At 63.2% G+C, this 26,526-nt stretch carries 23 protein-coding genes and 3 riboswitches; of the genes, 13 read left to right on the top strand and 10 right to left on the bottom strand.

Features of this window, described 5'->3' with window-relative positions; genetic code table 11:
* The first annotated feature begins 305 nt into the window (after nt 1-305).
* A complete protein-coding gene (locus ACEK02_RS31605; protein ID WP_371425589.1) occupies nt 306-1,379 on the top strand; it encodes an NAD(P)-dependent alcohol dehydrogenase in 1,074 nt (357 codons plus the stop codon).
* Between the two features lie 80 nt (nt 1,380-1,459).
* Here ACEK02_RS31605 and ACEK02_RS31600 read toward each other — a convergent pair whose 3' ends face one another.
* Nucleotides 1,460-2,203, bottom strand: coding sequence for an SDR family oxidoreductase (locus ACEK02_RS31600; protein ID WP_371425587.1), 744 nt, complete (start codon nt 2,201-2,203; stop codon nt 1,460-1,462).
* Nucleotides 2,204-2,315: 112 nt separating this feature from the next.
* Here ACEK02_RS31600 and ACEK02_RS31595 point away from each other — a divergent pair, with 112 nt between their 5' ends.
* From ACEK02_RS31595 to ACEK02_RS31585, 3 genes are all read left to right on the top strand, one after another.
* On the top strand, nt 2,316-3,587 hold the full coding sequence (locus ACEK02_RS31595) for a Zn-dependent hydrolase (protein ID WP_371425585.1): 1,272 nt from the start codon (nt 2,316-2,318) through the stop codon (nt 3,585-3,587).
* 67 nt (nt 3,588-3,654) lie between these two features.
* A riboswitch (cobalamin riboswitch) is annotated at nt 3,655-3,868 on the top strand.
* Between the two features lie 194 nt (nt 3,869-4,062).
* Nucleotides 4,063-6,090, top strand: a complete 2,028-nt coding sequence (locus tag ACEK02_RS31590) for a TonB-dependent receptor (RefSeq protein WP_371425591.1) — start codon at nt 4,063-4,065, stop codon at nt 6,088-6,090.
* Nucleotides 6,090-6,602: a tyrosine phosphatase family protein gene (locus tag ACEK02_RS31585; RefSeq protein ID WP_371425583.1), complete on the top strand. Its 513-nt coding sequence runs from the start codon at nt 6,090-6,092 to the stop codon at nt 6,600-6,602. The genes ACEK02_RS31590 and ACEK02_RS31585 overlap by 1 nt, the downstream gene beginning before the upstream one ends.
* Here the strand turns inward: ACEK02_RS31585 and cobS are convergent.
* A complete protein-coding gene (gene cobS / locus ACEK02_RS31580; protein ID WP_371425581.1) occupies nt 6,595-7,359 on the bottom strand; it encodes an adenosylcobinamide-GDP ribazoletransferase in 765 nt (254 codons plus the stop codon). The two genes, ACEK02_RS31585 and cobS, sit on opposite strands and share 8 nt — an antisense overlap.
* Nucleotides 7,360-8,415, bottom strand: a complete 1,056-nt coding sequence (gene cobT, locus ACEK02_RS31575) for a nicotinate-nucleotide--dimethylbenzimidazole phosphoribosyltransferase (RefSeq protein ID WP_371425579.1) — start codon at nt 8,413-8,415, stop codon at nt 7,360-7,362.
* A 99-nt stretch (nt 8,416-8,514) separates the two neighbouring features.
* Nucleotides 8,515-8,696, top strand: a riboswitch (cobalamin riboswitch).
* Between the two features lie 108 nt (nt 8,697-8,804).
* Here cobT and ACEK02_RS31570 point away from each other — a divergent pair.
* The 6 genes from ACEK02_RS31570 (at nt 8,805) to ACEK02_RS31545 (ending at nt 16,706) form a co-directional block, all read left to right on the top strand.
* Nucleotides 8,805-9,254, top strand: coding sequence for a DUF1636 family protein (locus ACEK02_RS31570; RefSeq protein WP_371425577.1), 450 nt, complete (start codon nt 8,805-8,807; stop codon nt 9,252-9,254).
* Nucleotides 9,251-9,781: a bifunctional adenosylcobinamide kinase/adenosylcobinamide-phosphate guanylyltransferase gene (gene cobU / locus ACEK02_RS31565; RefSeq protein ID WP_371425575.1), complete on the top strand. Its 531-nt coding sequence runs from the start codon at nt 9,251-9,253 to the stop codon at nt 9,779-9,781. Before ACEK02_RS31570 ends, cobU begins: the two co-directional genes overlap by 4 nt.
* A complete protein-coding gene (gene cobW / locus ACEK02_RS31560; protein WP_371425573.1) occupies nt 9,782-10,795 on the top strand; it encodes a cobalamin biosynthesis protein CobW in 1,014 nt (337 codons plus the stop codon).
* Between the two features lie 15 nt (nt 10,796-10,810).
* Nucleotides 10,811-14,533 carry a cobaltochelatase subunit CobN gene (cobN, locus tag ACEK02_RS31555; RefSeq protein ID WP_371425571.1) on the top strand — a complete coding sequence of 1,241 codons (3,723 nt, stop codon included), beginning with the start codon at nt 10,811-10,813 and terminating at the stop codon, nt 14,531-14,533.
* Entirely contained in the window at nt 14,530-15,156 is a 627-nt protein-coding gene (gene cobO / locus ACEK02_RS31550) for a cob(I)yrinic acid a,c-diamide adenosyltransferase (protein WP_371425569.1), read from the top strand. Before cobN ends, cobO begins: the two co-directional genes overlap by 4 nt.
* Before the next feature lie 62 nt (nt 15,157-15,218).
* Nucleotides 15,219-16,706 (top strand): cobyric acid synthase, encoded by a 1,488-nt coding sequence (locus ACEK02_RS31545; protein ID WP_371425567.1) that lies wholly within the window; start codon nt 15,219-15,221, stop codon nt 16,704-16,706.
* Here ACEK02_RS31545 and cbiB read toward each other — a convergent pair.
* Nucleotides 16,679-17,647: an adenosylcobinamide-phosphate synthase CbiB gene (gene cbiB, locus ACEK02_RS31540; protein ID WP_371425565.1), complete on the bottom strand. Its 969-nt coding sequence runs from the start codon at nt 17,645-17,647 to the stop codon at nt 16,679-16,681. The two genes, ACEK02_RS31545 and cbiB, sit on opposite strands and share 28 nt — an antisense overlap.
* On the bottom strand, nt 17,647-18,468 hold the full coding sequence (locus tag ACEK02_RS31535) for an ABC transporter substrate-binding protein (protein WP_371425563.1): 822 nt from the start codon (nt 18,466-18,468) through the stop codon (nt 17,647-17,649). The genes cbiB and ACEK02_RS31535 overlap by 1 nt, the downstream gene beginning before the upstream one ends.
* Before the next feature lie 51 nt (nt 18,469-18,519).
* Between ACEK02_RS31535 and cobD the strand changes: the two genes are divergently transcribed.
* The gene (gene cobD, locus ACEK02_RS31530) at nt 18,520-19,506 is read left to right on the top strand and encodes a threonine-phosphate decarboxylase CobD (RefSeq protein ID WP_371425561.1); all 987 of its coding nucleotides are present in this window, start codon (nt 18,520-18,522) and stop codon (nt 19,504-19,506) included.
* Nucleotides 19,507-19,518: 12 nt separating this feature from the next.
* Here cobD and ACEK02_RS31525 read toward each other — a convergent pair whose 3' ends face one another.
* From ACEK02_RS31525 to ACEK02_RS31505, 5 genes are all read right to left on the bottom strand, one after another.
* A complete protein-coding gene (locus tag ACEK02_RS31525) occupies nt 19,519-20,301 on the bottom strand; it encodes an ABC transporter ATP-binding protein (RefSeq protein ID WP_371425559.1) in 783 nt (260 codons plus the stop codon).
* Entirely contained in the window at nt 20,298-21,323 is a 1,026-nt protein-coding gene (locus ACEK02_RS31520; protein ID WP_371425557.1) for a FecCD family ABC transporter permease, read from the bottom strand. Before ACEK02_RS31520 ends, ACEK02_RS31525 begins: the two co-directional genes overlap by 4 nt.
* Nucleotides 21,317-23,299, bottom strand: a complete 1,983-nt coding sequence (locus ACEK02_RS31515; RefSeq protein WP_371425555.1) for a TonB-dependent receptor plug domain-containing protein — start codon at nt 23,297-23,299, stop codon at nt 21,317-21,319. The genes ACEK02_RS31520 and ACEK02_RS31515 overlap by 7 nt, the downstream gene beginning before the upstream one ends.
* A gap of 31 nt (nt 23,300-23,330) precedes the next feature.
* A riboswitch (cobalamin riboswitch) is annotated at nt 23,331-23,535 on the bottom strand.
* A 46-nt stretch (nt 23,536-23,581) separates the two neighbouring features.
* On the bottom strand, nt 23,582-24,370 hold the full coding sequence (locus tag ACEK02_RS31510; protein WP_371425553.1) for an alpha/beta fold hydrolase: 789 nt from the start codon (nt 24,368-24,370) through the stop codon (nt 23,582-23,584).
* A 3-nt stretch (nt 24,371-24,373) separates the two neighbouring features.
* A complete protein-coding gene (locus tag ACEK02_RS31505) occupies nt 24,374-25,669 on the bottom strand; it encodes an O-acetylhomoserine aminocarboxypropyltransferase (protein WP_371425551.1) in 1,296 nt (431 codons plus the stop codon).
* Nucleotides 25,670-25,805: 136 nt separating this feature from the next.
* On the opposite strand from ACEK02_RS31505, the gene ACEK02_RS31500 reads away from it, so the two are divergent.
* Nucleotides 25,806-26,048, top strand: a complete 243-nt coding sequence (locus tag ACEK02_RS31500; RefSeq protein WP_371425548.1) for a hypothetical protein — start codon at nt 25,806-25,808, stop codon at nt 26,046-26,048.
* A gap of 124 nt (nt 26,049-26,172) precedes the next feature.
* On the top strand, nt 26,173-26,436 hold the full coding sequence (locus tag ACEK02_RS31495; RefSeq protein WP_371425547.1) for a hypothetical protein: 264 nt from the start codon (nt 26,173-26,175) through the stop codon (nt 26,434-26,436).
* Nucleotides 26,437-26,526: the final 90 nt, after the last annotated feature.

Below are 26,526 nucleotides of genomic sequence, written 5' to 3'. Positions count from 1 at the left end.
GGTGCATCGGGCACCCGGCGTTCCGCACGCCCTCTCGCAAGGGGGCGGGAATGCACGAGACGACGGCGCCCCCGCGCCGCAAACAACAGGGGCGATGACGCATGTCTGGAGGGCAAGTGTCTGAAGCGCAGTGGCTGTTTGACAAATTGAATCAAAAGCCGCGCAGACATGCGGCTATATGTCCGCCACTTCAGAGGCCTTCAAATGGCATCGCCACTTGATCCACCTCAATCCGGTCACCGCAAGATGCGCAGATGATTGGCTCATGGCGTCGTTCGACGCACCATCGCCAGCAGGAGCAGATCATGCCGAAGATGAAGGCAGCGATATTTGTCGAACCGGGTCGTATCGTTCTGGAGGACAAGCCGATCCCCGATGTCGGCCCGCTCGATGCGTTGATGCGCATCACGACCACCACGATCTGCGGCACCGATGTGCATATCCTCAAGGGTGAATATCCGGTAGCGAAAGGGCTGACCATCGGACACGAACCGGTTGGTATCATTGAGAAGCTTGGCAGCGCCGTCACCGGCTATCGCGAGGGCCAGCGTGTCATTGCCGGCGCCATCACGCCGAGCGGCCACAGTTACGCATGTCTCTGCGGTTGCTCATCGCAGGATGGCGCTGGAACGAAGCACGGCTTCAAGGCCAGCGGCGGCTGGCGGTTCGGCAATACGATCGATGGTGCGCAGGCCGAGTATGTGCTGGTGCCCGATGCCATGGTCAATCTCAGTCCGGTGCCCGACGCGTTGACGGACGAGCAGGTGCTGATGTGTCCGGACATCATGTCGACGGGATTTGCGGGCGCCGAGCGCGGCGGCATCAGGATCGGCGACACGGTGGTGGTGTTCGCTCTGGGGCCGATCGGACTCTGCGCGATCGCCGGCGCGAAGCTGATGGGCGCGACCACGATCATCGGTGTCGATACGGTGCCCGCGCGCATCGAGGTCGCCAAACGGCTCGGCGCTGATATGGTCGTCGACTTCAAGAAGGGGGATCCGGTCAAGCAGATCATGGACCTGACCGACGGCCGCGGCGTCGATGTGGCCATCGAAGCCTTGGGTACGCAAGGCACCTTCGAATCGGCACTGCGCGCGCTGCGGCCGGGCGGCACCCTGAGCAGCCTTGGCGTCTATTCGACGGATCTGCAGATTCCCCTGAGCGCCTTTTCGGCGGGCCTCGGCGACAACACGATTGTCACCAGCCTGTGCCCCGGTGGCAAGGAGCGGATGCGACGGCTGATGAACGTCGTTGCCTCCGGCCGCGCCGACCTGACGGCGCTGGTCACGCATCACTACAAACTGGACGATATCGAAAAAGCCTACGATCTGTTCGCGCACCAGCGCGATGGCGTGCTGAAGGTCGCTATCACGCCGTGAAGGTGAGGGGGCTTTAACGCGCCGCCCGGCCATGACGATGTGTGTTCGTTCCAGCCGGGCGCCATCGGTATCCGAGCCCATCACATATTGTGAAAGCTCCGGTTCCACGTCGGAGCGATCAGCACCTCGTTGATGCAGACATGCGGCGGCATGCCGGCGATGAAGGCGATGGTCTTGCCGAGATCGTCCGGCTGCAGCATCCGCGCCATCACCTCGGCGCTGGGCGGCACCGGACGATTCTTCATGATGTCGGTCGCGACTTCCCCCGGCGACAGGCAGCAGGCGCGCAGGCCGTTAATGCCTTCATCCATGTTGAACGAATGCGTCAGTGCCAGCACGGCATGTTTGGTGGCCGTATAGGCCGGTCCCGTCATCTTCGACACGATGCGCCCGGCCCATGAGGCGACATTGATGATGCAGCCGTCCTTCTGTGCCCGCATGGCCGGCAGCACCGCGCGCATGCAATACATCACGCCGTTGAGATTGATGTCGACGATCTGGTCCCAGCCGTCCTGGGTGACGTCCTCCCAGCTGCGCTTCGGCACATTGATGCCGGCGCTGTTCACCAGGAGATCGATCCGGCCGTATTTGGCGAGGATGGCCTGCGCCACCTTGTTGACGTCGTCGGCATTGCTGACATCCAGCGCCATTGCTTCCACCGGCTTGCCGCCGGCGCCGAGTTCATCGGCGACGCCCTTCAGCACATCGGCCCGGCGGCCGGAAATGACCACCGTCCAGCCGTCCGCCAGCAGCGCCTGCGCCCCCGCCTTGCCGATTCCGGTGCCGCCGCCGGTCACCCATGCGATCTTGGTCTTGCTGGTCACGATTTTCTCCCTGATCGTTTCTTGCTTCGCGATGTCCATCGTCTTGCTTCACGATGGCCAAAGTGTTCAACAATAATCGCGCCGGCGCCAGTGCCGCCAACTCATGAGCCTCATGCCGATCATGCCGACCGAGACAAAGCCGCCCATCGATCAGAACCGCCTCTGGGACGACCATATGGCGCTCGCCGCCATCACCGATCCCGACAAGCCATGGACGCGGCGATCGTTCTCGCAGCGCTTTCTCGACGGCCGCGCCTGGCTGCGCGAGCAGTATCTCGCGGCCGGCATGACGGTGCGCATGGATGCTGCCGCCAATGTGATCGCGCGGCTGGAAGGCAGCGTCGCGGGCCTGCCGCCGATCATGCTCGGCTCGCATTCCGATACGGTGCCGTCCGGCGGCCGCTTCGACGGTATCTCCGGCATCCTCACCGCGCTGGAAGCGGTGCGTGCGCTGCAGGCGTCCGGCTACAAGCCCCGGCACCCCATCGAGATCGTGGACTTTCTCGCCGAGGAGCCCAGCGAATACGGGCTCTCATGTGTCGGCAGCCGCGCCATGGTCGGCGAGCTCGATGCGAAGATGCTGACCTACACCAATGCGGCCGGCGAGACGCTGGCCGCTGCCATCAAGCGCATCGGCGGTGATCCCGCAGCGATTGCGTCGATGCAGAAACCAAAATTCGCCGGCTATCTCGAATTGCATATCGAGCAGGGCGTCGTGCTGGAAAGCAAGAAGCTCGATCTCGGTCTCGTCACCGGCATCGCCGGTATCACCCGCGTCGAGATCGTGCTGAAGGGCGCCGCCGATCACGCCGGCTCGACGCTGATGGAATATCGTAAAGACGCGAGCCTTCCCGCCGCCGAACTCGTGCTGCTGGTCGCCCAGCAGGCCAATGCGTTTGCGGCGCGCAAGCAGGGCCACTTCGTCGCCACGACGGGGATCCTCGAGATCAGCCCGAATGCCGCCAACGTCGTTCCCGGCGGCGCGCGCCTGATCCTCGATATCCGTGCGGAGAAGGCCGCGCTGGTCGATGAATTCGTGGCACTGCTCGATCGCGAGAGTCTGGCCATCGCCAGGCGTGCGAAAGTCGATCGCGAACGCTTTGCCCTGATCTCGCAGAATCCGCCGTCACCTTGCGATGATCACCTGCGCGATATCCTCGGTCGCAGCGCTGCCAAGCTCGGCTACTCCACCACGACGCTGGCCTCCGGCGCGGGTCACGACGCCGCGTTCATGTCGCATATCGGGCCGAGCGCCATGCTGTTCATTCCGTCCAGGGACGGCAAAAGCCATTGCCCCGAAGAATGGTCCGAACCCGAGCAGCTGGCGGTGGGTGCGGCGACGCTGTTCGAGGCGGTGCGGCTGCTCGACGGACAGAACGCGTAGGGGCCATATACCGTTCCTGTATTCGGATTCCGGCCGGCGCTGCATTATTGACTTCCAGAGCAGCGCCGTCCTAGATCGGGAGGACGGTTTCCCGAAAGGGGATCAAAAGGGAATGCGGTGCGGGCAGGTTCTTCTTGATGGACTGCCCTATGCCGCGGCTGCCCCCGCAACTGTAAGCGGTGAGTCTTTCGTCACATGCCACTGGGAAACTCGGTCCTGGGAAGGCGATGAAAGATATCGACCCGCGAGCCAGGAGACCTGCCGTCATACGTGGTCACACGCGAGGATGTCGGTCGGGGAGTACAGACATTGGCTTCATTGGCAGGGCGCGAGCTCCGCAATGAGACTTGGTTCGCTGTGACGTGCCACAACGTCGAACCGAGGCCGAACCATGTCTTCCGCTATCGTTGCACCCGCCATAGCCTTCACAAGGCGTAATCGCGCCTATCTCTTGTCTGCCGGCATTGTTCCTCTGATGGTCGTCGGCATCACATCGGCAACTGCACAGCAGAGTGTTCAGCTTGATACGATCAGCGTCACCGCCAGCAGGCTCCCGAACGGCATTGCCGGGACGGCCACATCGGTCATCACGGCGGAAGACATCGCGCGTTCGCCAGCTCAGACAATCCAGGAGATCATCGCGCAGACGCCCGGCGTGCAGGTTCAAAGCCTTTATGGTGGCGTGAATGGTGCCGGCACGTCGGTCGATCTGCGCGGCTTCGGCGCCTTTGCGACAGCCAACACGCTGGTGCTCATTAACGGCCGCAGGCTCAACGATATCGACCTCGCCGGCGTCGATCTGTCGTCGATTCCCAAGGATTCCATTGCGCGCATCGAGATCACCAAAGGAAACAGCGGCGCTGTGCTCTATGGCGACAATTCTGTGGGCGGTGTCATCAATATCGTCACCAAGGCTGGCTCGGCCAAGCCTTTCGCGATGCGCGTCGAGGGCGGTGGTGGTTCGTTCAATCAGCGCCTCGGCTCAATCTCGGCGGCGGCCAGTTCCGGGCCATGGTCATCGTCGTTCTATGGCAGCGGCATCACGTCCGATGGCTATCGCGACAACAACAAGCTGAACCAGATCACCGGCGTTGGTGATATCCGCTATAGCGCGCCTGATTTCAGCGCTTACCTGAATTTATCCGGCGACGATCAGCATCTCGGTCTGCCCGGTGCGCGGACGGTGGATCCATCCATTGGCCTGAATCAGCTGCTGACCGATCGCAGGGGGGCGAGCACGCCGCTGGATTATGCCGACAAGCAGGGCGCAAATGTCACGGCCGGCTTCACGAAAACATTGTGGAGCGGCGCTGAACTGATCGTCGATGGCGGTCTCCGCAACAAGGATCAGCAGGCCGGCTTCTTCGGAAGCCTTCCGCTATCGAGCTTCAACGCCAGTTATGTGGACACCAATCTTCAGACCTGGTCGCTGACGCCGCGGTTAAGCATCAAGAATGCGCTGTTCGGGCTGCCGTCGGATATCCTGACCGGCATCGATTATTACGATGCGACCTATCATTCCAGCCGCAGTCAGTTGCGCGGCGTCGCTCCGACCCATGTCTATGATCTGTCACAGCAGACGCTCGCGGCCTATTGGCAGCAGACCGTCGGTCTTCTGCCAAGCACGGATCTGTCCTATGGCGGCCGCGTCCAGCGCACCAGCGTGAATGCGCGGGATCGGTTCGATCCAAACGCGCCGGGCGCCTTCGATACGCAGGCGCTGCCGCTGAACAGCAACGAGACCCAGCATGCGCTGCATATCGGCCTTGAGCATCGCTTGAATGATATCTTTGCGGTGTTCGGCCGCGCCGCCAGCGCTCTCCGCACGCCGAATGTGGATGAACGCGTGGCGTCGGGGCCCTCGTTCGATGCCAACTTCAACCCAATCCCTGGTACATTTTCGCTGAAGACCCAGACCTCCAGGGATATCGAGGCTGGTTTCCGTATCTCGGCAGGAGCGTTCAAGGCTCAGTCCAGCATCTACGGAATGGATCTGGATAATGAAATCCAGTTCGATCCAGTGAATTTCTACAACAGAAATCTCGATCCGACCCGTCGCTACGGCTCGGAGACCAGCGCTTCGCTGCAGGCCAGCGACACGGTTCTGTTGCGCGGCGGCTTGGCGCTGACGCGCGCTGTGTTCCGTGAGGGCACCTTCGCAGGCAATGACGTGCCATTGGTATCACGCTTCACTGCCAATGCCGGCGTCACCTGGAACGTCTGGGAAAAATATGCGGTGATCGATGCGACCGTGCGCTACTGGAGCAGTCGCCGCATGGACAACGATCAGGGCAATGCTCAGCCGCTGATCCCGGCGAATGCGACGGTGGACCTCAAGTTGAGCGGCGAGTATCAGAATGTCTTCTGGTCGCTGAGTGTCAATAATCTGTTCGACGCGCAATATTACGATTACGCGGTGGCCAGCACGTTCACCCCGGGAAGGTTCAATGCCTATCCGCTGCCGGGGCGGACTTACCTTGTGAAGGCAGGCGCGACGTTCTGATGATCCATGTCAGTTCTCTCAGCGGCGTTGTGAACGTGGCGGCGTCGCTGAAGTCCTTCGATTTGCTCACGCTGCTGTCGCCCGGCGCGACAGCGCATGACTGGAGCGGGCTCGCGCCTGAGCGCCATCTGCAACTGGCATTTCACGATATCGTTGAACAGACGCCGGAGCTGATTGCGCCCGATGCCGGAACGATGCGCGCCATTCTGGATTTTGGCCACGGCAGTACTGTCGAGCGTCCGATGCTGATTCACTGCTGGGCCGGAATCAGCCGTTCCAGCGCTGCGGCTTATGCCATCGCCTGTGATCGCAATCCCGGCTACGAGACTGCGATTGCAGAGGAGCTCCGCAAACGTTCGGCCTATGTGACGCCGAACAAATTGATGGTGCAGTTGGCTGACGAACAACTCGGTCGCGACGGCCGCATGGTTGAAGCCATCGCGCGCATCGGCCGCGGCGCGGACGCCTTCGAGGGTGCGCCGTATCAACTGCCGCTGGTGTGGCCTATCTGATCGCGGCGGCGACGCCGAGCAGGAAACCGATCTCGAACAATTGCTCGATAGCGCCGAGGACGTCGCCGGTGTAGCCGCCGAGCAAACGGCGCGACCAGCGCGTGAGCAGGGCTGCGAATGTTGCACCGAGCAGCAAGCCGACCGCAACGGATGCAACGGTGATGAACGCCAGCGGGATCGCCGCAAGTGCGGCGATAATCAGCGCAAGAGTGAGTTCGTTCGACCGCACGGGTGTTTCTGCATAGGAAACCTTCATCGCTGCGGTATCGCCGCTATAGGGCAGGCGATTGATCACGAAGCCCGGTACGGCACGCGCGGCTGCATGCGCTGCGATCAGCGCCGCAGCCCCTAGCCAGATTGGCAGTGCGGCCATGGCTGCGACCCGCAATGCAACGCCGATGCCAAGAGCCAGTGCGCCATAGGTGCCGATGCGGCTGTCCTTCATGATGGCAAGGCGCTTCTCGATGCTCCAGCCGCCGCCGAAACTGTCGACGGTATCGGCGAGGCCGTCTTCGTGCAGGGCGCCGGTGATCGCGATGCTGGTCGTCACCGCCAGCAGTGCCGCGATCAGCGGCGACCAGAATTCGCTCGCGATCAGGAATACAAGCGCGGATGCTGCGCCGATGCCGGCGCCGACAAGCGGAAAGTATTTTATCGCCCGCGCCAGCCAGTCCCGCTCCGGCGCGTTGGCCGAGTGCGGCGTCGGCACCACGGTCAGAAAGCGGATCGCATTGAGCAGATGCGGATCCAGCGCCATCTAGATCTTTCCAGCCAGCACGTCATCGAGGCTGGCGACGTCGGTCAGCATGCGCGCGGCGGCGCGGACCAGCGGCACCGCCAGCAGTGCGCCGGTGCCTTCGCCGAGGCGCAGGCCGAGATCGAGCAGCGGTTTGGCGTCGAGTGCGTTGAGTACGATATCATGGCCGCGCTCGGCAGAGCGATGTGCGAACACGCAATAGTCGCGTGCCGCCGGGCAGAGCCGAACGGCGAGCAGCGCGGCAGCGGTCGAGATGAAACCGTCGATGATGACGGGGCGTCGCTGCGATGCCGCACCAAGCACGGCGCCGGCCATGCCCGCAATTTCGAGCCCGCCGAACTCGGCGAGCACATGCAGCGGCACGGTTGCGTCGCTGCGTGCAGCCGCTTTCGTGATCGCCGCGCGCTTGCGCGCCATACCCGCGTCGTCCTGCCCGGCACCAACGCCGATACAATCATCCAGAGGTGCCGGCGCGAGCCGATGAACCACCAATGCCGAGGAGGCGGTGTTGCCGATGCCCATTTCGCCAAGCGCGAGGATGTCTGCGCCGGCCTTGATCTCGCCAACGGCGATTCGGTAGCCGCGCATCAGCGCATCAATCGCCTGCGCTGAAGTCATCGCCGGCTCACGCGCGGCATTGGCCGTGCCCATGCGCACCTTGGCGTCGATCAGCTTCGGATGAACCGGCAGTTCGGCCGCAACGCCGATGTCGATCACGCGCACACCGATATTGTTGGCCGCGGCGAAAGCATTGGCTGTGGCGCGGCCGGCCAGATAGGTCATCACCATCGCAACGGTCACCGCCGACGGATATTGCGACACGCCCTCGGCGACGAGCCCGTGATCCCCAGCGAATACCAGCAGCACGGCACTGTCGCCGCGCGGTTCGCCCGGATGCCGGATCATGCCGAGCTGAAGCGCCAGATCCTCGATTCGTCCCAGTGATCGCGGCGGCTTGGCCTTGCCGTCGATGACGGCACGGATGCCTGCCGCGATCTGCGGGTCGACGGGCGCAATGGCGGGTGGCTGCCACAAGGACTGAGAATGGGCGGACATAGGGTTCCTTTTCGCGGCCTAACTGACGCAAGACGGCCTGCAAGGTCAACAGGTCCGGGCGGTCGCTTGCCGGCGCGGTTGACCCCGGCGCACCCGGCAGATAGCGTCTTTTGCGATGGTCCTTCCGCGTGGAAGGTGAATAGGGAAGCCGGTTTGAGGCCGGCGCTGCCCCCGCAACTGTAAGCGACGAGCCCGCGCTGGTGCCACTGGGAATTCCCGGGAAGGCGGCTGCAGGCTTTGACTCGCGAGCCAGGAGACCTGCCATCACGAACTGTGCTTTGGAGGCGTCGTCGGGGCGGGGTGCACCGGACGGGAGCGAACCGACGGCCATGCTGTCGGCGCGATCCAACAAAGCTCGTAGGCCCGCGAGGGCATGAACTGAGCATGTAATGGATCACGACAACGCCGACATCTCTGGCGAACAAATTTCGGTCGAACCGCCGCGACCTGTACCGGCTTGCCCCGTTGTCGTGAGCGTGTGCATCAGCTGCAAAGCCGCCGATACCGGCACGATCGTAGGCCCTGAGATGTTCGATGCCGTGAAGGCCGCGCTCGACGATGGCGATGCTGCAGTGATGGTGCGTCCCGTGCAATGCCTCAGCGTCTGCAAGCGGCCGGCAACGGTCGCGGTGACGAGCCCGGATGGCTACACGTTCCTGTTCGGTGATCTGCAGACTGACAGTGGCAGTGCGGCGCTGGTGACCTTCGTCGACTCCTATCAAAAATCCGACTACGGCCTCGTACCTTGGCGCGAGCGCGCCGAGGTGTTGCGGAAGGGCATGGTTGCGCGTGTGCCGCCATTGCGTTGGTCGCCCGAAGACGGGCGTGCGCCGAAATGACCGCCGCTACAACAACACTGGTGCTGGGCGGTGCGCGCTCGGGCAAGTCGTCTTTCGCCGAAAGGCTGGTCGATGGCATCGGCTTGACGAAGGTTTACCTGGCCACCGCAACGGCCGGCGATGACGAAATGCACGTCCGTATCGCGCAGCATCGCAGGCAGCGCGGCGAAGGCTGGATCACCGTGGAAGAACCGCTGACCCTTGTCGATGCCCTGACGCGCGAGGCCACGGTGGGGCGCGTCGTGCTGGTGGATTGCCTGACACTGTGGCTGTCCAACCTGATGTTAGCCGAGCGTGATCCGGAGATCGAAGCGAAGCGTCTGGTGCGCTTTCTCGATGTCTCGCGCTATCCGATTGTCTTCGTGTCCAACGAAGTCGGGCTCGGTCTCGTGCCGGAGACCCCGCTCGGCCGTGCCTTTCGTGATGCACAGGGCCGGCTCAACCAGATCATCGCGGCCGCCGTGCCGAATGTCGCTTTCATCGCGGCCGGGCTTCCGCTCTGGCTCAAGCGTTCCCAGGAGAATTGAATGTCCCGCGTTCCCGTCACTGTGCTCACCGGATTTCTCGGCGCCGGCAAGACCACGCTGCTGCGCTCGCTGCTGACCCAGGCCGATGGCCGTCGCATCGCGGTGATCGTCAATGAATTCGGCGATGCCGGTTTCGATGGCGGTCTCGTTGAGGAATGCGCGGCTAAAGCCTGCGCGCCCGGCGATATCGTCGAGCTCACCAATGGCTGCATCTGCTGCACCGTGGCCGATGACTTTGTGCCGACCATGGACAAGCTTCTGTCGCGCGAACGGCCTCTCGATGCCATTGTCATCGAGACATCGGGGCTCGCGCTGCCGCAGCCGCTGCTGAAGGCCTTTGCATGGCCGGCAGTGAAGACCCGCGCCACTGTCGATGGCGTCGTCACTGTCGTCGATGCGCTGGCGCTTTCTGAGGGCCGCGTCACGCTGGACGAAGATGCTGTCGCCGAGCAACGCGTCAGGGACGAAGGCATCGAGCATGACGATCCCATCGAGGAAGTGTTCGAGGATCAGCTTGCCTGCGCAGATCTCGTGGTGCTCTCGAAGAGCGATCTGGTCGCTCCGGAGAAACTTGCCGAGATCGAGGCCAAGCTTAAAGCCGTGTTGCGCCCGGGCGTGAATATCGTGCGTTCCAAGGGCGATCTCGCGCCATCGGTGCTGATCGGCCTCGACGCGGCTGCGGAGGACGACATAGCGGCCCGCGCCGGTCATCATGGCGAGGAGGAAGAACACGACCATGATGATTTCGACAGCATCGTCGTCAAACCCGCCGCCGCCACCAGCATCGACGCGATGCGCGCACGCATCAGTGACGCGCTTGGCCTCGACGGCGTGCTGCGCGTGAAGGGTCATGCGCGCATCGCCGACAAGCCCGCGCCGATCGTGGTGCAGGCCGTCGGTGCCCGCGTCGAGCTCGCTTTCGGGCGGCCGGATCTGGCGCAGGCCGAGCATCTCGTTGTGATCGGCCTGAAGGGATTCGACGGCGACGCGGTACGAAAGGCACTCGCCGGGTAACGCAGGTTCACCCGCATGCATCTGAAGCTCGATACCTCCGGCAGCATTGACGACGGTGACGTCGCCCGCGATCTCGGGCAGGACACTGCCGATATCGTCGTGCTGTCGGCGGCGGACAGCGATCTGGCGGCATTCAATGCGGCGCATGCGACACTGCCAGGCGATTTCCCCAGCGTGCGGTTCACCAACATGCTGGCGCTCGGTCATCCTGCGTCGGTCGATCTCTATGTCGAGCGCACGCTGGCCAGGGCGAAGATCGTCGTGCTGCGCATGCTCGGCGGCATCAGCTATTGGCCCCATGGCGTCGAAAGCCTGCGCAGCGACGCACTGAGCCGCGGCGCCAAATTCGCCTGTTTGCCCGGCGAGATGGAGTGGAATGCCGAGCTGGCCGCGCGTGGCACGGTCAGTAGCGATGACACCCACGCGCTGTGGCGCTATTGCAGCGAGGGTGGCGTCGATAACGCGCAGCTGGCCTTGCGCTATGCCGCGCATTTGATCGGCTATGGTCAGGAGCCACCTGCGGCACGGCCGATGCCGTCAGCCGGATTCTGGCCGGGTGAACCGACACCGGATGATCGGCCCAACGCCATCGTGATTTTCTATCGCGCGCTGGTCGCAGGTGGGGATACCGCTGCGATCGATGCGTTGCGTCTGTCTTTGAGTGCACGCGGTCTCAATGCCGTCTGCCTCTATGTAACCAGCCTGAAAGATAAGCGCTCCGCCGCTTTCCTGCGTGCCGCGCTCGGAGCCTATCCGCCGGATATCATCATCAACGCGACAGCCTTCGCCACAGCGACCGCGCATGACGATGCCGGCGTGTTGTCGGCATCAGGCTGTCCGATACTGCAGGTCGCACAGGCCGGCATCTCGCGCGCCAGCTGGGAAGCCTCGACCCGGGGTCTCACGCCGCGCGATCTGGCGATGCATGTGGTGCTACCTGAAGTCGATGGCCGTATCTTCGCCAATGCCATCGCCTTCAAGGAACGCGGCGCTAGCGATGGTGGCTTTGCGCCGACCACATTGCAGCCGGTGCAGGATCGCATCGATGCGACCGCTGATCTGGCGCGCGCCTGGGTCCGCTTGCGCCGAACCTCCGCGAGCGAGCGTCGTGTCGCGCTGATCCTCGCGAACTATCCCAATCGTGACGGTCGTCTCGCCAATGGCGTCGGCCTCGATACGCCGCAGAGCCTCATCGATGTGATCGCAGCCATGGGCAACGCCGGATACGTCACCGGCGATGCGCCCGGCACCACAGCCGCGATGATGCAGCTATTGCAGCAGGGGCCGACCAATGCGCTTGCCGGTCGCGCGGAGCGAGACGGTGGCGTGACATGGTCGCCGGCCGATTATCACGCGGCGTTCGCGACATTGCCCGCTAATGTGCAGGCAGCAGTCGAGACACGCTGGGGCAGGGCCGAGAACGATCCGCATGTGGTCGATGGCGCCTTCTGTCTCGGCCTGCATCGTTTCGGCAATATCACTATCGGCGTGCAGCCGGCGCGCGGTTACAATATCGATCCCAAGAGCACTTATCACGATCCGGATCTGGTGCCGCCGCATCACTATCTCGCATTTTATCTCTGGCTGCGCCATGACTTCGACACCCATGCGGTGGTGCATCTCGGCAAGCACGGCAATCTCGAATGGCTCCCGGGGAAAAGCGCAGGTCTGTCGGCGGATTGTCTGCCCGATGCCGTGCTCGGTCCGCTGCCGCATCTCTATCCCTTCATCGTCAATGATCCCGGCGAGGGCATTCAGGCCAAACGCCGTGCCTCCGCCGTGATCATCGATCATCTGACGCCGCCGATGACGCGGGCTGAGCTGCACGACGATCTGGCGCGGCTGGAGAATCTGGTCGACGAATATGCCATGGCGACCGATCTCGATCCCAAGCGTGCGGCAGTGATCGCCGAGGACATCCTGTCGCTCGCACGCGCGCAGCAGATCGATGCCGACGTTAATGTCACCCGTGACACACCGACGGGTGAGGCGTTGCGCGCGCTCGATGCCCATCTCTGCGATCTCAAGGAAATGCAGATTCGTGACGGGCTGCACATCTTCGGGCGCGTGCCTGAGGATGCGCAGCGCAATGATCTCCTGGTGTCCATCGCGCGCCTGCCGCGTTCGGAGATCAAGCCGCAGGATGCGTCGCTGCATCGTGCTTTGGCTGTCGATCTCGGTCTTGGCGCGTTCGATCCGCTCACCCGCGAGATGGCCGATGATTATCTCGGTCCGCGCCCTGGTGTTCTTGCCGATGTTGACGAAGCGATGTGGCGCACCACTGGTGACACCGTCGAACGGATCGAAGGGCTGGCGCTGCAACTCGTCTCCGGCAAACTGCCTTGCGATCCCGCCTGGACGCGCTCCGCCGCGGTGCTTGACTGGATCAATGCGAGATTGCGGCCGGCGATCGATGCTAGCGGCGATGCGGAGATGGCTGCGTTTCTCAGCGGTCTCGATGGCCAGTTCATTCGCCCTGGCCCCTCCGGCGCGCCGACCCGCGGGCGTCCTGATGTGCTACCGACTGGACGTAATTTCTTTGCGGTCGATGTCCGCGCGGTGCCGACGCCGTCCGCTTGGCGCATAGGGCAACTTGCGGCAGAGCGGCTCGTCGAATCCTATTGGCAGGAAGCCGGCGAATGGCCGCGTGCGATCGCACTGTCGGCCTGGGGCACTGCGAATATGCGCACCGGCGGCGACGATGTCGCGCAGGCGCTGGCGCTGATTGGCGCGCGTCCGCTCTGGGAAGAAACCTCCGGCCGTGTCACCGGCTTTGCCATTACGCCGCTGTCTGAGCTGAAGCGCCCGCGCGTCGATGTGACCTTCCGTGTTTCCGGCCTGTTCCGCGATGCGTTCCCGACCCAGATGGACATCATCGGCTCCGCTGTGAGTGCCGTGGCCGAACTCGATGAACCAGATGAGGCCAATCCAATTGCCGCGAATGTCCGCGCGCGGGCTCGCACGCTCGAAGCCGGCGGCATGAACTGCGAGATTGCGCGCCGACAGGCGACGCGCCGTGTGTTCGGTTCCAAGCCCGGCGCTTACGGCGCAGGCTTGCAGGCGCTGATGGACGAGGGGGGCTGGAGTAATCGCGCCGATATTTCCGAGGTCTATCTCGATTGGGGCGGCTATGCCTATGGCAGCGGAACCGACGGCGAGGATGCGCGCGGTGAATTCGCCGAACGGCTGAGGGGCATCGATCTCGTCGCGCAGGCGCAGGACAACCGCGAGCACGACATTCTGGATTCCGACGACTATTACCAGTTTATCGGGGGTCTCGCAGCGACCGTGCAGACGCTGCGCGGTTCGGCGCCGCGCATCGCACATATCGACACGTCGCGGCCCGAAGCGCCGATCGCGCGGCCGCTTGCGCATGAGATCTCGCGCGTGGTGCGCGGCCGCGGCGCCAACCCGAAATGGATCGCTGGCGTGATGCGTCACGGCTACAAAGGCGCATTCGAGATCGCGGCGACGGTAGACTATCTGTTCGGCTTCGCGGCATCGACCGATGCCGTCGCCAATCATCATTTCGATCAGCTGTTTGCGTCCTATCTGGAAGACGACGAGGTTCGCGGCTTCATGACGTCCGTCAATCCGGCGGCGTTGCGCGAGACGGCGGCACGCTTTGCCGAAGCCATTCGTCGGGGCTTGTGGACGCCGCGTTCCAACCGCGCCGCCGATCTGATCGCCGAACTTCTGCCGCAGGCACACACAGAGATCGCAAAGGAAATCGCATGACCGAAGTTGTCCACGACGATGAAGAAAATGCCCGCCACAAGATCAAGGCGGCCAAGCATAAGGCGGCGAAAGACAAGATCATGGCGACCAAGGTTGGCGAGAAAGGCCTGTTGATCGTCCATACCGGCACCGGTAAGGGCAAGACATCGGCGGCGCTGGGCATGGTATTCCGCCATATCGGTCATGGTTATCCCGTCGGCATCGTGCAGTTCACCAAGTCGCCGGAATGGGACACGGGCGAAGCGCGTCTGCTGAAGACCTTTCCCGATCTGGTCACGCTGCACATCATGGGCGAGGGCTTTACCTGGATTACCCAGGACCGTGAGCGCGACATCGCCGCCGCGACCGCGGGCTGGGAGCGCGCCAAGGAGATGATCCGCGATGACCGTCATCGGCTGGTGCTGCTCGACGAGCTGAACATCGTGCTGCGTTACGACTATCTCGATCTCAATGAAGTCCTGACCTTCCTGCGCGACGAAAAGCCGGCGGACAAGCACGTGGTCATCACCGGCCGCAACGCCAAGCCCGAGCTGATAGAGATGGCCGATCTGGTCACCGAGATGACACTGATCAAGCATCCGTTCCGCGCCGGCATCAAGGGCCAGAAGGGCATCGAATTCTAGAGCATAATCCCGAAAAGTGGGCACCGGTTTTCGGAAAAGATCATGCTCATGAAAGAAAACATATGAACCTCACCACGCCCGCGCTGATGATCCAGGCCACCGGCTCCAATGCCGGAAAATCGACGATCGTCGCTGGGCTGGCGCGGGCGCTGGTGCGGCGTGGCTTGAAGGTGGCGCCGTTCAAGCCGCAGAACATGTCGAACAACGCGGCTGTTGCCGTCGATGGCGGCGAGATCGGCCGTGCGCAGGCAGTGCAGGCGCGGGCTGCGAAGCTTTCTCCGTCCGTACACATGAACCCGGTGCTGCTGAAGCCCGAGACCGACACTGGCGCGCAGGTGATCGTGCAGGGCAAGCGCTGGGGCACGCTGCGCGCGAGGAATTATCTGGAGAAGAAGGCTGCGCTGTTGCCGGCGGTGCTGGAGAGTTTCTCGCTGCTCGCCGATCAGGCGGACATGGTTCTCGTCGAAGGCGCCGGCAGCCCGGCGGAAATCAATCTGCGTGCCGGCGACATCGCCAATATGGGCTTTGCTGCAGCCGCCAACATTCCCGTTGTGATCGCCGGCGATATCGATCGTGGCGGCGTCATTGCGAGCCTCGCCGGCACGCATCTGGTGCTTGAACCTGAAGAGCGCGCGCGTATCCGCGGCTTCATCGTCAACAAGTTTCGCGGCGATCTCAGCCTGTTCGACAATGGCCTCACGGCGATCACGCGGCTGACGGGGTGGCCATCCATCGGTGTGTTGCCCTGGCTGCCGCAGGCGGCGTTCCTGCCCGCCGAGGATGCTGTCGATCTCGATCGCACCCATGACTCGTCATCGACGCGCATCATCGCGGTGCCGGTGCTGGCGCGGATTGCCAATTTCGACGATCTCGATCCGCTGGGCATGGAGCCCGGCGTGAAGCTGGTCTTCGTGCGGCCGGGCGAGGCCATTCCCGGTAATGCCGACGTCGTCATCCTGCCGGGCAGCAAATCGACCATCGGCGATCTCGCTTTCCTGCGTGCGCAGGGGTGGGACATCGATATCAAGGCGCATATCCGTCGCGGGGGTCATGTGCTCGGTTTGTGCGGAGGCTATCAGATGCTCGGGCGAACGATCGCCGATCCCGATGGGATCGACGGATCGCCGGGCACGGTCGATGGGCTCGGCCTGCTCGATATCGAAACGCTCATGAGCGCCGACAAGTCCACCACGCTGATCACTGGCACGCATTGCGCGACGGGGGCGGCGATCGAAGGTTACGAGATCCATCTCGGCCGCAGCGAAGGGGACGACTGCGCGCGGCCGCTGGTGATGATCGATGGACGCCCCGATGGTGCTGCGTCAATCGATGGACGCGTGCAGGGCACTTATGTCCATGGGTTGTTCACCGGCGATGCATTCCGCAAGGCATGGCTGGCCAATCTCGGCGTTGCCTCGTCTCTGGCCTATGATGCGCAGATCGAAGTCGCGCTTGATGCGCTGGCCGATCACTGCGAAAAGCATCTGGATATCGATCGGCTGATCGAGATTGCCCGCAGCCGTCAGAGCAGCAGCGCCAGCGCCGCATAGATCGCTGCCTGCAAGACGCAGGCTGCGATGAACACGCGAAGCGCCCGGCTGATGTCGTCAGGCCCTGCGGTTCGTCCTTCCGCATTGAGATAGGGATCGTTGACCGCGCCCTCAGCATAGACGCGCGGTCCAGCGATCGCGATTCCGAGCGCTCCGGCCATGGCGCTTTCCGGCCAGCCGGCATTGGGCGAGCGATGCTTTCCGGCGTCGCGCATCATGATCTTCAATGACGAGATGATCGATCCGCCTGCGACCGGCGCAACGAGTGCGACCAATATTCCCGAAAGCCGTGCCGGGATCAGGTTGACGAGATCGTCGAGCCGCGCTGCGGCCCAGCCGAAATCCCGATAGCGCGCGCTGCGATGACCGATCATGGAGTCGGCCGTGTTGATGGCTTTATAGGCGATCAGGCCGGGCAGTCCCAGCGAAGCCAGCCAGAATACCGGCGCGACGATGCCGTCGGAGAAATTCTCGGCGGTGGACTCGATTGCAGCGCGAGCGACACCGGCTTCGTCGAGCCGCTCCGGATCGCGGCCCACGATCATCGCGACGGCCTGTCGCGCCCCCGCCAAGCCACCGTCGGTGAAGGCGTGATGCACGCGGGCGACATGCTGATACAGGCTGCGCTGGGCGATCAGCAATGAGGCGATCAAGGCCTCGATCGCGAAGCCGATCCAGTTGTCGTTGAGCAGATCGGCGAACAGGCCGCCGGCGAATATTGCGCAACTCACCAGCACGATGACCGTGACGACGCCTGCCAGTCGGCGCTGCCGCCCCGACCAGCTTTCGCGATTGAGCCGGCGTTCAAGCCAGCCGATGCCGTTGCCGATCCACACGACCGGATGCGGCAATCGCCGCCATAGCCAGTCGGGATCGCCGATCAACGCATCGAGCAGCAACGCCACGACCACCAGCACAAGCGCGTCGCCATGCGCGAGCATCAGGGGGCCACGCGGTTGATTTCGGTGGTCAACCGGTCGAGGGCTTCCACCATGGTCGGACCGCCGCAGGCCGTAAGCCGCTCGGGCAGCACCAACCGCTTCGACGCCGGGTAGAATTTCTCCAGCGCCGGATGCAGCAGGAAGGCGCGGCCTTCGTCTTCGGCGAAATCCGTATTGTCAGTGACCAGCAGGAGATCGGGCCTCAGTGTGACGATCGCTTCCAGCGAGGCGAAGCCGCCGGCCTTGAGGCCGAGTTCGCCGCCGGCATTGCGCAAGCCCACGGCCGAGAGCAGCGAGGTGGTCAGATTTTCGCCGCCGGACACCCAGCCACGGCGCGACACGGCCAGCACGCGCAGCGGCTTGCGCCGTGCTGCGGCATGGGCCTGCGCGATGGCACTATCGAGTTTCGCGATTTCGACTTCGGCCCGCTCCGGATGCCTGACCAGTGCGCCCATCTGGCGGAGCTGTTTCTTGACGTCGTCGAGCGAGCGGGCGGGATCGAATTCGGCGACCTTCAGTCCCTTGTCCTTCAGCAGTTCGCGGGTTGCGCGCTTGGTGAAGCGGCCGGCGACAACGACATCCGGCTTCAGCGCCAGCACGTCCTCGGCCTCACCGGACAGCAGCCGGAACGCCTTCGCCTTGTCCTTGTCCCAGGAGCGGAACGGATCGCGCGCATAGGGGCTGAGGCCCAGGACCTGCGCGGGATCGGCAAGGGTGACGAGCAGTTGATCGGTGCACAGATTAATCGATGCGATGCGCGGCTGCTCGACGGCAGGGGCCTGGAGCGAAGTGCCTGCGAGCAGCGCGAGTGTCGTGGCCACGAGCGGCCAAAGCCTCTCGCGCTTCGTCCGATATGATGGCATGACACAGGCATGAAACATGGTGGCGATCTCACGCAGGCGATAGCCGAATTCGGCGGAGCGCCGGAACAATGGCTCGATCTCTCGACCGGGATCAACCCATGGCCGTGGCCCATTCCCGCCAATCTGCCGAGCCATCTTTGGGAACGTCTGCCGTCGCATGCGGACGAACGGGCTTTGCTGTCCGCTGCGCGTAATGCCTATCATGTGCCTGATGGCGTCGATGCCGTTGCCGCTGCCGGTACGCAGGCCCTGATCCAATGGCTGCCGCATCTCGCTGCGCCCGGCGCCGTTGCCATCGTCGGCCCGACCTATAATGAACATGTCGCGGCATGGCGTGCTGGCGGACATGAGGTCGGCGTGATCGGCAGCCTCAGCGCGCTGCCGGATCACGCCAAGCATGTGGTCATCGTCAATCCCAACAATCCCGATGGGCGGATCGCGACGCGCGACGAACTCGCCGATGTTGCTGCAATCCTGCGGCGACGCGGTGGCTGGCTTGTGATTGACGAGGCTTTCGCTGATGTCGACCCTGCGATCAGCGCTGTCGGCCTGTGCGCGACGTTGCCGGTGGTGATCCTGCGCTCCTTCGGAAAATTCTACGGTCTCGCGGGCCTGCGTCTCGGTTTCGCGCTCGCTGCGCCGCTGATCGCGCAGCGTATCGCGACCGCCGTTGGTCCGTGGGCCTGTTCCGGTCCCGCACAGGTCATCGGCGCCGGTGCATTGCGCGACGAGCGTTGGGCCACGCAAACCCGCGTCGGGCTGGTCGCACAGAGCATCAAGCTGGACAATGTGTTGACCGACGCCGGCTTCGAGATTGTCGGCGGCACACCGCTGTACAGGCTGGCGTGCCATGCCGACGCCTTCGAGCGGCACGCCGCCTTGGCGCGTCAGCAGATCTGGTGCCGTCGCTTCGACTGGAGCCATGAGTTGCTGCGGTTCGGTCTGCCGCCCGATACGGCTACTCTGAGCCGGCTTGCTGCTGCGCTGGCGAAATAGCCGCCACATTGATCAAACTCCCGCCCAGGGCAGGATAATCGTTTCGTTCCGGTGCTCGGCGCGATAGGCACTGATACGGAACACCTTGGCGACGACGACATCGGAAAGCGCCTGTTGCGGCGAGCCCTGCGCTGCCAGGCGTCCGTTGGACATTACCAGCACCGTATCGGCAAAGCGTGCCGCGAGGCCGAGGTCGTGCGTGACCACGATCACCAGCACGCCGCTGTCGGCGACATCGCGCAGATTCTTCATGACGTCGATCTGGTAGCGCGGATCGAGGGACGCGGTCGGCTCATCTGCCAGCACGATCGGTGCCTCGACGGCGAGGACACGGGCCAGTGCGACGCGGCTGCGTTCGCCGCCGGAGAGTTCGGTGACGCGGCGATCGGCAAAGGCGACGATGTCGGTGGCCCGCATCGCGCGCTCGACTGCAGCCTTGTCTGACGATGTCAGTCGCGCCGGATCGGTCGCGCCATGCGGATAGCGCCCGAGGGCGACGACGTCCTTCACGTCGAGGGGCCAATGCACGACATGGCCTTGCGGCAGATAGCCGAAGCGTTTTGCGCGCTCACGCAGCGGCAGGGACGCCAGCGCATCGCCGGCTATATGAATTGCGCCCGTCGAGAGTTGCAGGCCCGCCAGCGCGCGCAGCAGCGTCGTCTTGCCGGCGCCATTCGGGCCGACCAGAGCGACAAGATGTTGGGGACTCAACGAGAACGCGACGTCGTGCAGCACGGGGCGGCCTGACAGTGTGACGCTCAGATGGCTCGCGGTCAGCAGCGTCTGATCGGTCATGCGACGCCTCCGCCCAGAGCGCGACGCTCGCGCATGATGAGATAGAGGAAGAACGGCACACCGATGATCGAGGTCAGCACGCCGACCTTGATGTCGCTGGTGGAAGGAATGAGGCGCACAGCGATATCCGCCGCGAGCAGCAGCCCAGAGCCGGTCAGCGCGCTCGGGATCAACAGCCGTGCGGGATCGTGTCCGATAATCGGACGCATCAGATGCGGTGCGATGAGGCCGATGAAACCGATCGTGCCAGTGACCGCGACCGCACCGCCAACGCCGAGCGCGACGCCGAGGATTACTAACAGCCGAAGGCGGCTGACATTGACGCCGAGGCTCTGTGCGGTCTCTTCGCCGAGGCTCAGTGCACGGAAGGCCGAGCGCTGGCTCATCAGGATAATGGCGCCAGCTACAATGAATGGAAGCGCCAGCGTGACATGACGGAAGCTGCGGTCTTCCAGCGAGCCGAGCAGCCAGAAAGCAATCTCAAGCGCCGCGAAGGGATTGGGCGACAGGTTCATCACCAGCGCCGTCGCGGCCCCTGCGAGACTGGAGATCGCAAGGCCCGCAAGGATCAGCAGCAACAGGCCCGCATTGCGGCCGGCGATGCCGAGCAGCATGAAGACCGAGAGGAATGCCATCGTAATGCCGGCAACAGGTAACGCCCATGAGCGCACATCAGCCAAACCGAGCGAAATCATCAGCACCGCGCCGAAGGCTGCCGATTGCGGCGCGCCGAACAGCGACGGCGAGGCGAGGGGATTGCGCAACAAACCCTGCAGCGCCGCGCCGGACAGACCGAGAATCGCGCCGATGGCCAGCGCGAGGATCGCGCGGGGCAGGCGGATTTCGCGCACGATGATCTGCTGCACGTCGCTGCCGCCGCCGAACAATGCATCGAGCACCGTCAGCGGCGAAAGCTTCACCGGCCCTGTGCCAAGCGAGCCCAATGCCAGCAGTGTCACGAGACCGACCAGCGCGATGGTCGCGACCGTCCGGCGGCGTGCTGCTGGCGCTATGCTCACCATGTGGCGTTGAAGCCTGCGTAAGCCGCAGGTCCTGTGGTGCCGAAGTTCAGCACTTCCTGATAGTGCTCATTCAGGATGTTCTCGCCGCGGGCAAAGACCTTCCAGTTCGCATCGATCTTGTACTCGGTATAGAGGTCGACGCGGGTATAGGCATCGACCTGACCGACCTGATTGGCACTGCTGAAGCGCTTCGACACCGTCGTGACGCGCGGCTCGATCATCCACTTGTCGGTGGGCGTGATCGTGAGTGCGAAGCGGGCGAAGTTCTTGGGACGACGTGCCAGGATCGCGCCGTTCGAAAGGTCGATGGCGTGGAGGTAGGTGTAGGCTGCGTTGAACTTCAGCAGTCCTGGCAGGATGTCGATGGTCGATCCGACCTCGAGGCCGCTGGTCTCCGCGCGGGCAACGTTGACGTAGCAACCGCTCTGTGTGCCGGTACAAGGGGTGGCTGCCGAGGGGGAGACGAAGTTAATGAGATTACTGAAGGTGTTGGAGAATCCTGTTACGGACATTACCACACGACCGTTCAGGAAGCTCTGATCAATGCCTGCATCGTAGCCAAAACTCTCTTCCGGCACGAGCGTGCGAGTACCATTGTCGGGTGAGTAGAGTTGATACAGCGTCGGCGCCTTGGCGCCGGTGCCGGCGCTGACATGAAACTTTGTACCCGTCTCTGCGATGTTGTAAGCGGCTGTCGCTCGCCACGTTTCGAACCGCGCCACGTCCACGACGTCGTCAACGCGGCCGCCCAAGGTGACGCTCAATCGTTCGCCGATAGGCAACTGCCAGAGCGCGAACAGGGCATTCGTATCCTGCGCTTTACCCAGTTGCGGCGTTAGAGGACTGGCCGGCTGAATACCGGCCTGCGAGATGTCCGCGGTCTCGTGCTGTGTCTTGGTGCCATATACCAGTGAACCCAGTGGCCCCAGCTTCAGCGTCCCTTGATATTCGGCGCCGACGCTATTGGCGAGATACTGCGAGTAAACGACCTTTGTATTCGCGGGCAGAGTGTTGGTGGTGTAGGTCGTTTCGTTGAAGGTGCGTTCGATATGAGTTTCGAAAACATTGATCTGGTGGTTCAGTACGCCGCCGAGCGTGTCGAACGTCGCTTTCCCCCATACCTGGTCAAGCTGACGTGTGGCGCTGTTGGGCGTGTCGGGAAACTGTGGGCTCTTCGACGTCGCGCTGTAAGTGCCATCGTAAGCGGACCGCGTAAAAGATGACAGGATACCGGCTTCCAGCTTCACGTCGCCGACATCATATCCAATCCGGGCCGAGCCGCCGACGCGATCAAATCCGTCGCGTTCGAGATTGGGATACTTCGCCTCCAACGCCGGAATACGATAGCCGAAGCGCGAGAAGCCGTTGCTGTGTTGACCGCTGCCGGTAAAGGCATAGGACCATGGTCCCTGCGAGCCGGTCAGCGATCCGCTGGTCGAGGCGGTGCCATAACTTCCGCCCTCGGTGCGGATGTTGAATTGCGCCGGGCCGGAGCCCTTTTTGGTGATAATGTTGATGACGCCGGTCATGGCGTCGGAGCCGTACAGCGCGCTCTGTGGCCCCTTCAGCACTTCGATACGATCGATCGAACTTGGGGCAAACATTGCGAAATCATAATCGCCGCTCGCCGCGGTGGGATCGTTGATACGGATACCGTCGATCATCACCAGCGTCTGGCCAGTATTGCCGCCGCGCAGGCGCACATTCGCGGTGCCGCCGGGGCCGCCGTTTTCGCTGATATCGAGACCTGGCACGGTGCGCAGCGCATCGACCAGCGAACCGGGATTGCTGGTCGCAATGGTCTCGCCTGAGACGACGCCGATCGAACTGCCGGTGCGATTGAGTTGTTCGGGCGCTCTGTCCGCCGTCACCACGATTTCGGAGAGCTGCTCGGCACTGGACTGCGCATGCGCAGCGTGAGAGCAAGACAGAACAATAACGGCTGCAGTACCTGCAGCCAAATTCCGGATAGCCATTTAACCCCTTCCGTCGACCCACCGTCGAACGAGTGTGAAACTCGTTACCGGCCGGTCTCCTGGCTCGCGGTGGTCTCCCGGTCCGCCTTCCCGAATCTGCGATGCAAATTCAGTGGCTTTGTGGACCCGGAATGGCCGCTTACAGTTGCGGGGGCAGCCGCGGCATAGGGGATAACTCCCCGCACCGCATTCCCGTTTCACCTCCTCGCGGAGGCACCGATAACGACAGACAGGAAGCACAGCACGCCGCGCGGTGCAACAGCCATCGCCGCGTGGCGGACGCTATTGCTCGTGCTGTAGCGCGGCGAGCACGTCGTCGGGGCGCTCGACCATCATCATGTGGCCGGTGCCGGGCAGAATCACCGTGCGGGCGTTTTTCAATGCGGCGGCCAGGGTCTTGCCGGCCTTGGCGGGAGTCATCATGTCACGCTCGCCGAGGATGAGCGTCACGGGGATATCGAGCTGGCCCGCCGCAGTCAGCGCATTCTGGTATGTATTGCAGGCGTTGAGGTCTGCGAACAATACGCCGGGCTTCGTCGCCTCAAGCACGCGCTGCGCGCCGCTGTGCATCCACAACCCCGGCGCGAGGCTGCCGCCGAGTTCGGCGCGAAAGCCGAGCCCCCAGATCGACACCATGTCGATGGCGGAATGCTGATTGGCTTCGGCGTCCTTCAACAGATCCGGGCCGACGGTCATCGTTCCTGCTGTGCCCATCAGATCGAGGCGTGTGATCTTGCCCGGATGCCGCGCCGCGGTCTCCAATGCGATCAGCGAGCCCATGGAATGGCCGATCAGCCGTGCCGTCTTTGCGCCGGACGCATCGATCAGTGCAGCAGTCCAGTCGGCGAGATCGCCGATGGTAGTGAGCGCTTCACCTTTCGAGCGGCCATGGCCTGGCAGATCGGGCGCGAGCACCGCGAAACCGTGATGCGCGAACCAGCGCGTATGCAGCGCCCAGGTCGAGTGATCGAAGCCGGCGCCGTGGATCATGACGACGACGGGCAGGGTTGGATCGAACGTGCGGCCGCCATTGGCGACATAGGTCTCGTGACCGTTGACGGTGAGTTGCATCGCTCAGCCCTTCTGCGAGATGCGCAGCGCCTGCGCGAGGTCATCGATGATGTCATCGGCAGCTTCGATGCCGACGGAGAGGCGGATCAGCTCTTCGCCGATGCCGGCGGCCTTGAGCTGCTCGGCGTCCATCTGCTGATGCGTGGTGCTTCCGGGATGAATGACCAGCGTCTTGGCGTCGCCGACATTGGCGAGATGGCTGGTCAGCTTCAGCGCCTCGATGAACTTGCGGCCGGCATTGCGGCCGCCCTTGATGCCGAAGGAAACGATAGAGCCGGCGCCGCGCGGCAGCAGGCGTTTCGCCAGCTGATAGTCCGGATGATTCTCCAGCGACGGATGCAGCACCCAGTCGACCGCCTTGTTTGCCGTGAGCGCTGCCAGCACCGCATGTGTATTGGCCATATGGCGCTCCATGCGAATGCCGAGCGTCTCCACGCCTTGCAGCAGCTGGAACGCGTTGGTCGGCGAGAGACACGCGCCAAAATCGCGCAGGCCTTCGGTGCGGGCACGCATGATGAAGGCGGCATTGCCGAACTGCTCGTCGAAGACGATGCCGTGATAGCCGGCATAGGGTTCGGTCAGAACGGGGAATTTGCCGGAGGCGTGCCAGTCGAAACGGCCGCCGTCGACGATGACGCCGCCGATGGCAATGCCGTGGCCGCCGATCCATTTGGTGGCGGAATTCATCACGATGTCGGCGCCAAGTTCGATCGGCCGCGACAGGAACGGCGTGGCAAAGGTGTTGTCGATCAGCAGCGGAATTTTTGCGGCATGGGCGATGTCGGCGACGGCGGGAATATCCAGCACTTCGAGACCGGGATTGCCGATGGTCTCGCCGATCACCAGTTTTGTGTTCGGCTTGATCGCGGCCTTGAACGCAGCGAGATCGCGCGGTTTGACGAATGTCGTGGTAATGCCGAAGCGCGGCAGCGTATGTGCCAGCAGATTGATGGTGCCGCCATAGAGCGAGGACGACGCCACGATGTGGTCGCCGGCATTGAGCAGCGTGGCAATGGCGAGATGCAGCGCCGCCATGCCCGATGCAGTGCACACGGCGCCGACGCCGTTTTCGAGCGCGGCGAGGCGCTCTTCCAGCACGGCCGTCGTGGGGTTGGAAATACGCGTATAGATGTGGCCGGCACGTTCGAGATTGAACAGTGCAGCGGCGTGGTCCGAATCTTGAAACACATAGGATGTGGTCTGGTAGATCGGCACGGCGCGCGCGCCGGTGATTGCGTCCGGATGCTGGCCGGCATGCAGACTCAGCGTTTCGAAAGCAGGCGGTTTGGGTGCTGGCATGGTGGTTTCATCCCTGGACGCGATTTGCGCCATCTATGGCACGAATCGGATGCGAGTGTGAGTCGGTGATATTTCAACGCACGGAACGAAATGCGTCGTGGCGACTTGTAAGACGTCAATCACGCGGAGATTCATCATGAAGAAATTGCTGCTTTGCACTGCGGTTGCGAGTCTCGCGTTTTCATCGGTTGCGGCCGAGGCGAAAGGCTGTATCAAAGGTGCGATCATTGGCGGAATCGCCGGCCACTATGCAGGACATGGCAAGGTCGGCGTCGTTGCGGGTTGCGTGATCGGACGCCACGAGGCCAACAAGGCCGATGCCGAGCGGGCGCAGAAGGCGCAGCACCCACAGCCGCCGAACGAGAACGGTCGCATCTAGATCGGCGTTGTTCTCAACGCTGGACGATGTTGCTAAAATTTGATGGACTAGACCGGTTCTGAGAACCTCACCCTCATCGGGCGGGGTTCTTTTCGTCTCCGTACGATACCGGACGAGAATGGGCGTGGACGTGGTGCTGCATCGGGATGTGTTTTGGCTCGGCAAACAATGGGCCGTTACCGGTTACGGGATTCAGGCCGTCAGTAAAAAACACAACATGAAGTTCGATATCGAGGTGTCGCAGATCTGGAACGAGGATCTGGATGCCTTGATGCGCGATGAGCCCTGGTTCGATGCGCAGGATTTTGCAGAGGCCGTCGATCGCGCCAGGCAGCGTGCGCAGGAAAGCCCGTTGACGTTCCGGCCGCCGTTGAGCGACGAGCGGTAGTTCGTACGGCTGGGTTCAAATTTCAAACAGCCAAGCTTCCACGTTCTCGCGGCGCTTGCGCGTCCGAGTTTTGCGCATTCCTTCCCGCCC

The organism is Tardiphaga sp. (assembly GCF_041424195.1).
Lineage (GTDB): Bacteria > Pseudomonadota > Alphaproteobacteria > Rhizobiales > Xanthobacteraceae > Tardiphaga.
This window is presented reverse-complemented; position numbering and strand designations above follow the sequence as displayed.

Bases quoted from the DNA above. Each gene is read 5' to 3' on its own strand.
- cobW (WP_371425573.1), top strand. From the start codon at position 9,782: ATGTCCCGCGTTCCCGTCACTGTGCTCACCGGATTTCTCGGCGCCGGC.
- cobT (WP_371425579.1), bottom strand. From the start codon at position 8,415: ATGTCCGCCCATTCTCAGTCCTTGTGGCAGCCACCCGCCATTGCGCCC.
- ACEK02_RS31570 (WP_371425577.1), top strand. From the start codon at position 8,805: ATGGATCACGACAACGCCGACATCTCTGGCGAACAAATTTCGGTCGAA.
- ACEK02_RS31545 (WP_371425567.1), top strand. From the start codon at position 15,219: ATGAACCTCACCACGCCCGCGCTGATGATCCAGGCCACCGGCTCCAAT.
- ACEK02_RS31605 (WP_371425589.1), top strand. From the start codon at position 306: ATGCCGAAGATGAAGGCAGCGATATTTGTCGAACCGGGTCGTATCGTT.
- cobS (WP_371425581.1), bottom strand. From the start codon at position 7,359: ATGGCGCTGGATCCGCATCTGCTCAATGCGATCCGCTTTCTGACCGTG.
- cobU (WP_371425575.1), top strand. From the start codon at position 9,251: ATGACCGCCGCTACAACAACACTGGTGCTGGGCGGTGCGCGCTCGGGC.
- ACEK02_RS31595 (WP_371425585.1), top strand. From the start codon at position 2,316: ATGCCGATCATGCCGACCGAGACAAAGCCGCCCATCGATCAGAACCGC.
- ACEK02_RS31510 (WP_371425553.1), bottom strand. From the start codon at position 24,370: ATGCAACTCACCGTCAACGGTCACGAGACCTATGTCGCCAATGGCGGC.
- cobD (WP_371425561.1), top strand. From the start codon at position 18,520: ATGAAACATGGTGGCGATCTCACGCAGGCGATAGCCGAATTCGGCGGA.
- ACEK02_RS31520 (WP_371425557.1), bottom strand. From the start codon at position 21,323: ATGGTGAGCATAGCGCCAGCAGCACGCCGCCGGACGGTCGCGACCATC.
- ACEK02_RS31500 (WP_371425548.1), top strand. From the start codon at position 25,806: ATGAAGAAATTGCTGCTTTGCACTGCGGTTGCGAGTCTCGCGTTTTCA.
- ACEK02_RS31585 (WP_371425583.1), top strand. From the start codon at position 6,090: ATGATCCATGTCAGTTCTCTCAGCGGCGTTGTGAACGTGGCGGCGTCG.
- ACEK02_RS31515 (WP_371425555.1), bottom strand. From the start codon at position 23,299: ATGGCTATCCGGAATTTGGCTGCAGGTACTGCAGCCGTTATTGTTCTG.
- ACEK02_RS31505 (WP_371425551.1), bottom strand. From the start codon at position 25,669: ATGCCAGCACCCAAACCGCCTGCTTTCGAAACGCTGAGTCTGCATGCC.
- ACEK02_RS31525 (WP_371425559.1), bottom strand. From the start codon at position 20,301: ATGACCGATCAGACGCTGCTGACCGCGAGCCATCTGAGCGTCACACTG.
- cbiB (WP_371425565.1), bottom strand. From the start codon at position 17,647: ATGCTCGCGCATGGCGACGCGCTTGTGCTGGTGGTCGTGGCGTTGCTG.
- cobO (WP_371425569.1), top strand. From the start codon at position 14,530: ATGACCGAAGTTGTCCACGACGATGAAGAAAATGCCCGCCACAAGATC.
- cobN (WP_371425571.1), top strand. From the start codon at position 10,811: ATGCATCTGAAGCTCGATACCTCCGGCAGCATTGACGACGGTGACGTC.
- ACEK02_RS31590 (WP_371425591.1), top strand. From the start codon at position 4,063: ATGGTCGTCGGCATCACATCGGCAACTGCACAGCAGAGTGTTCAGCTT.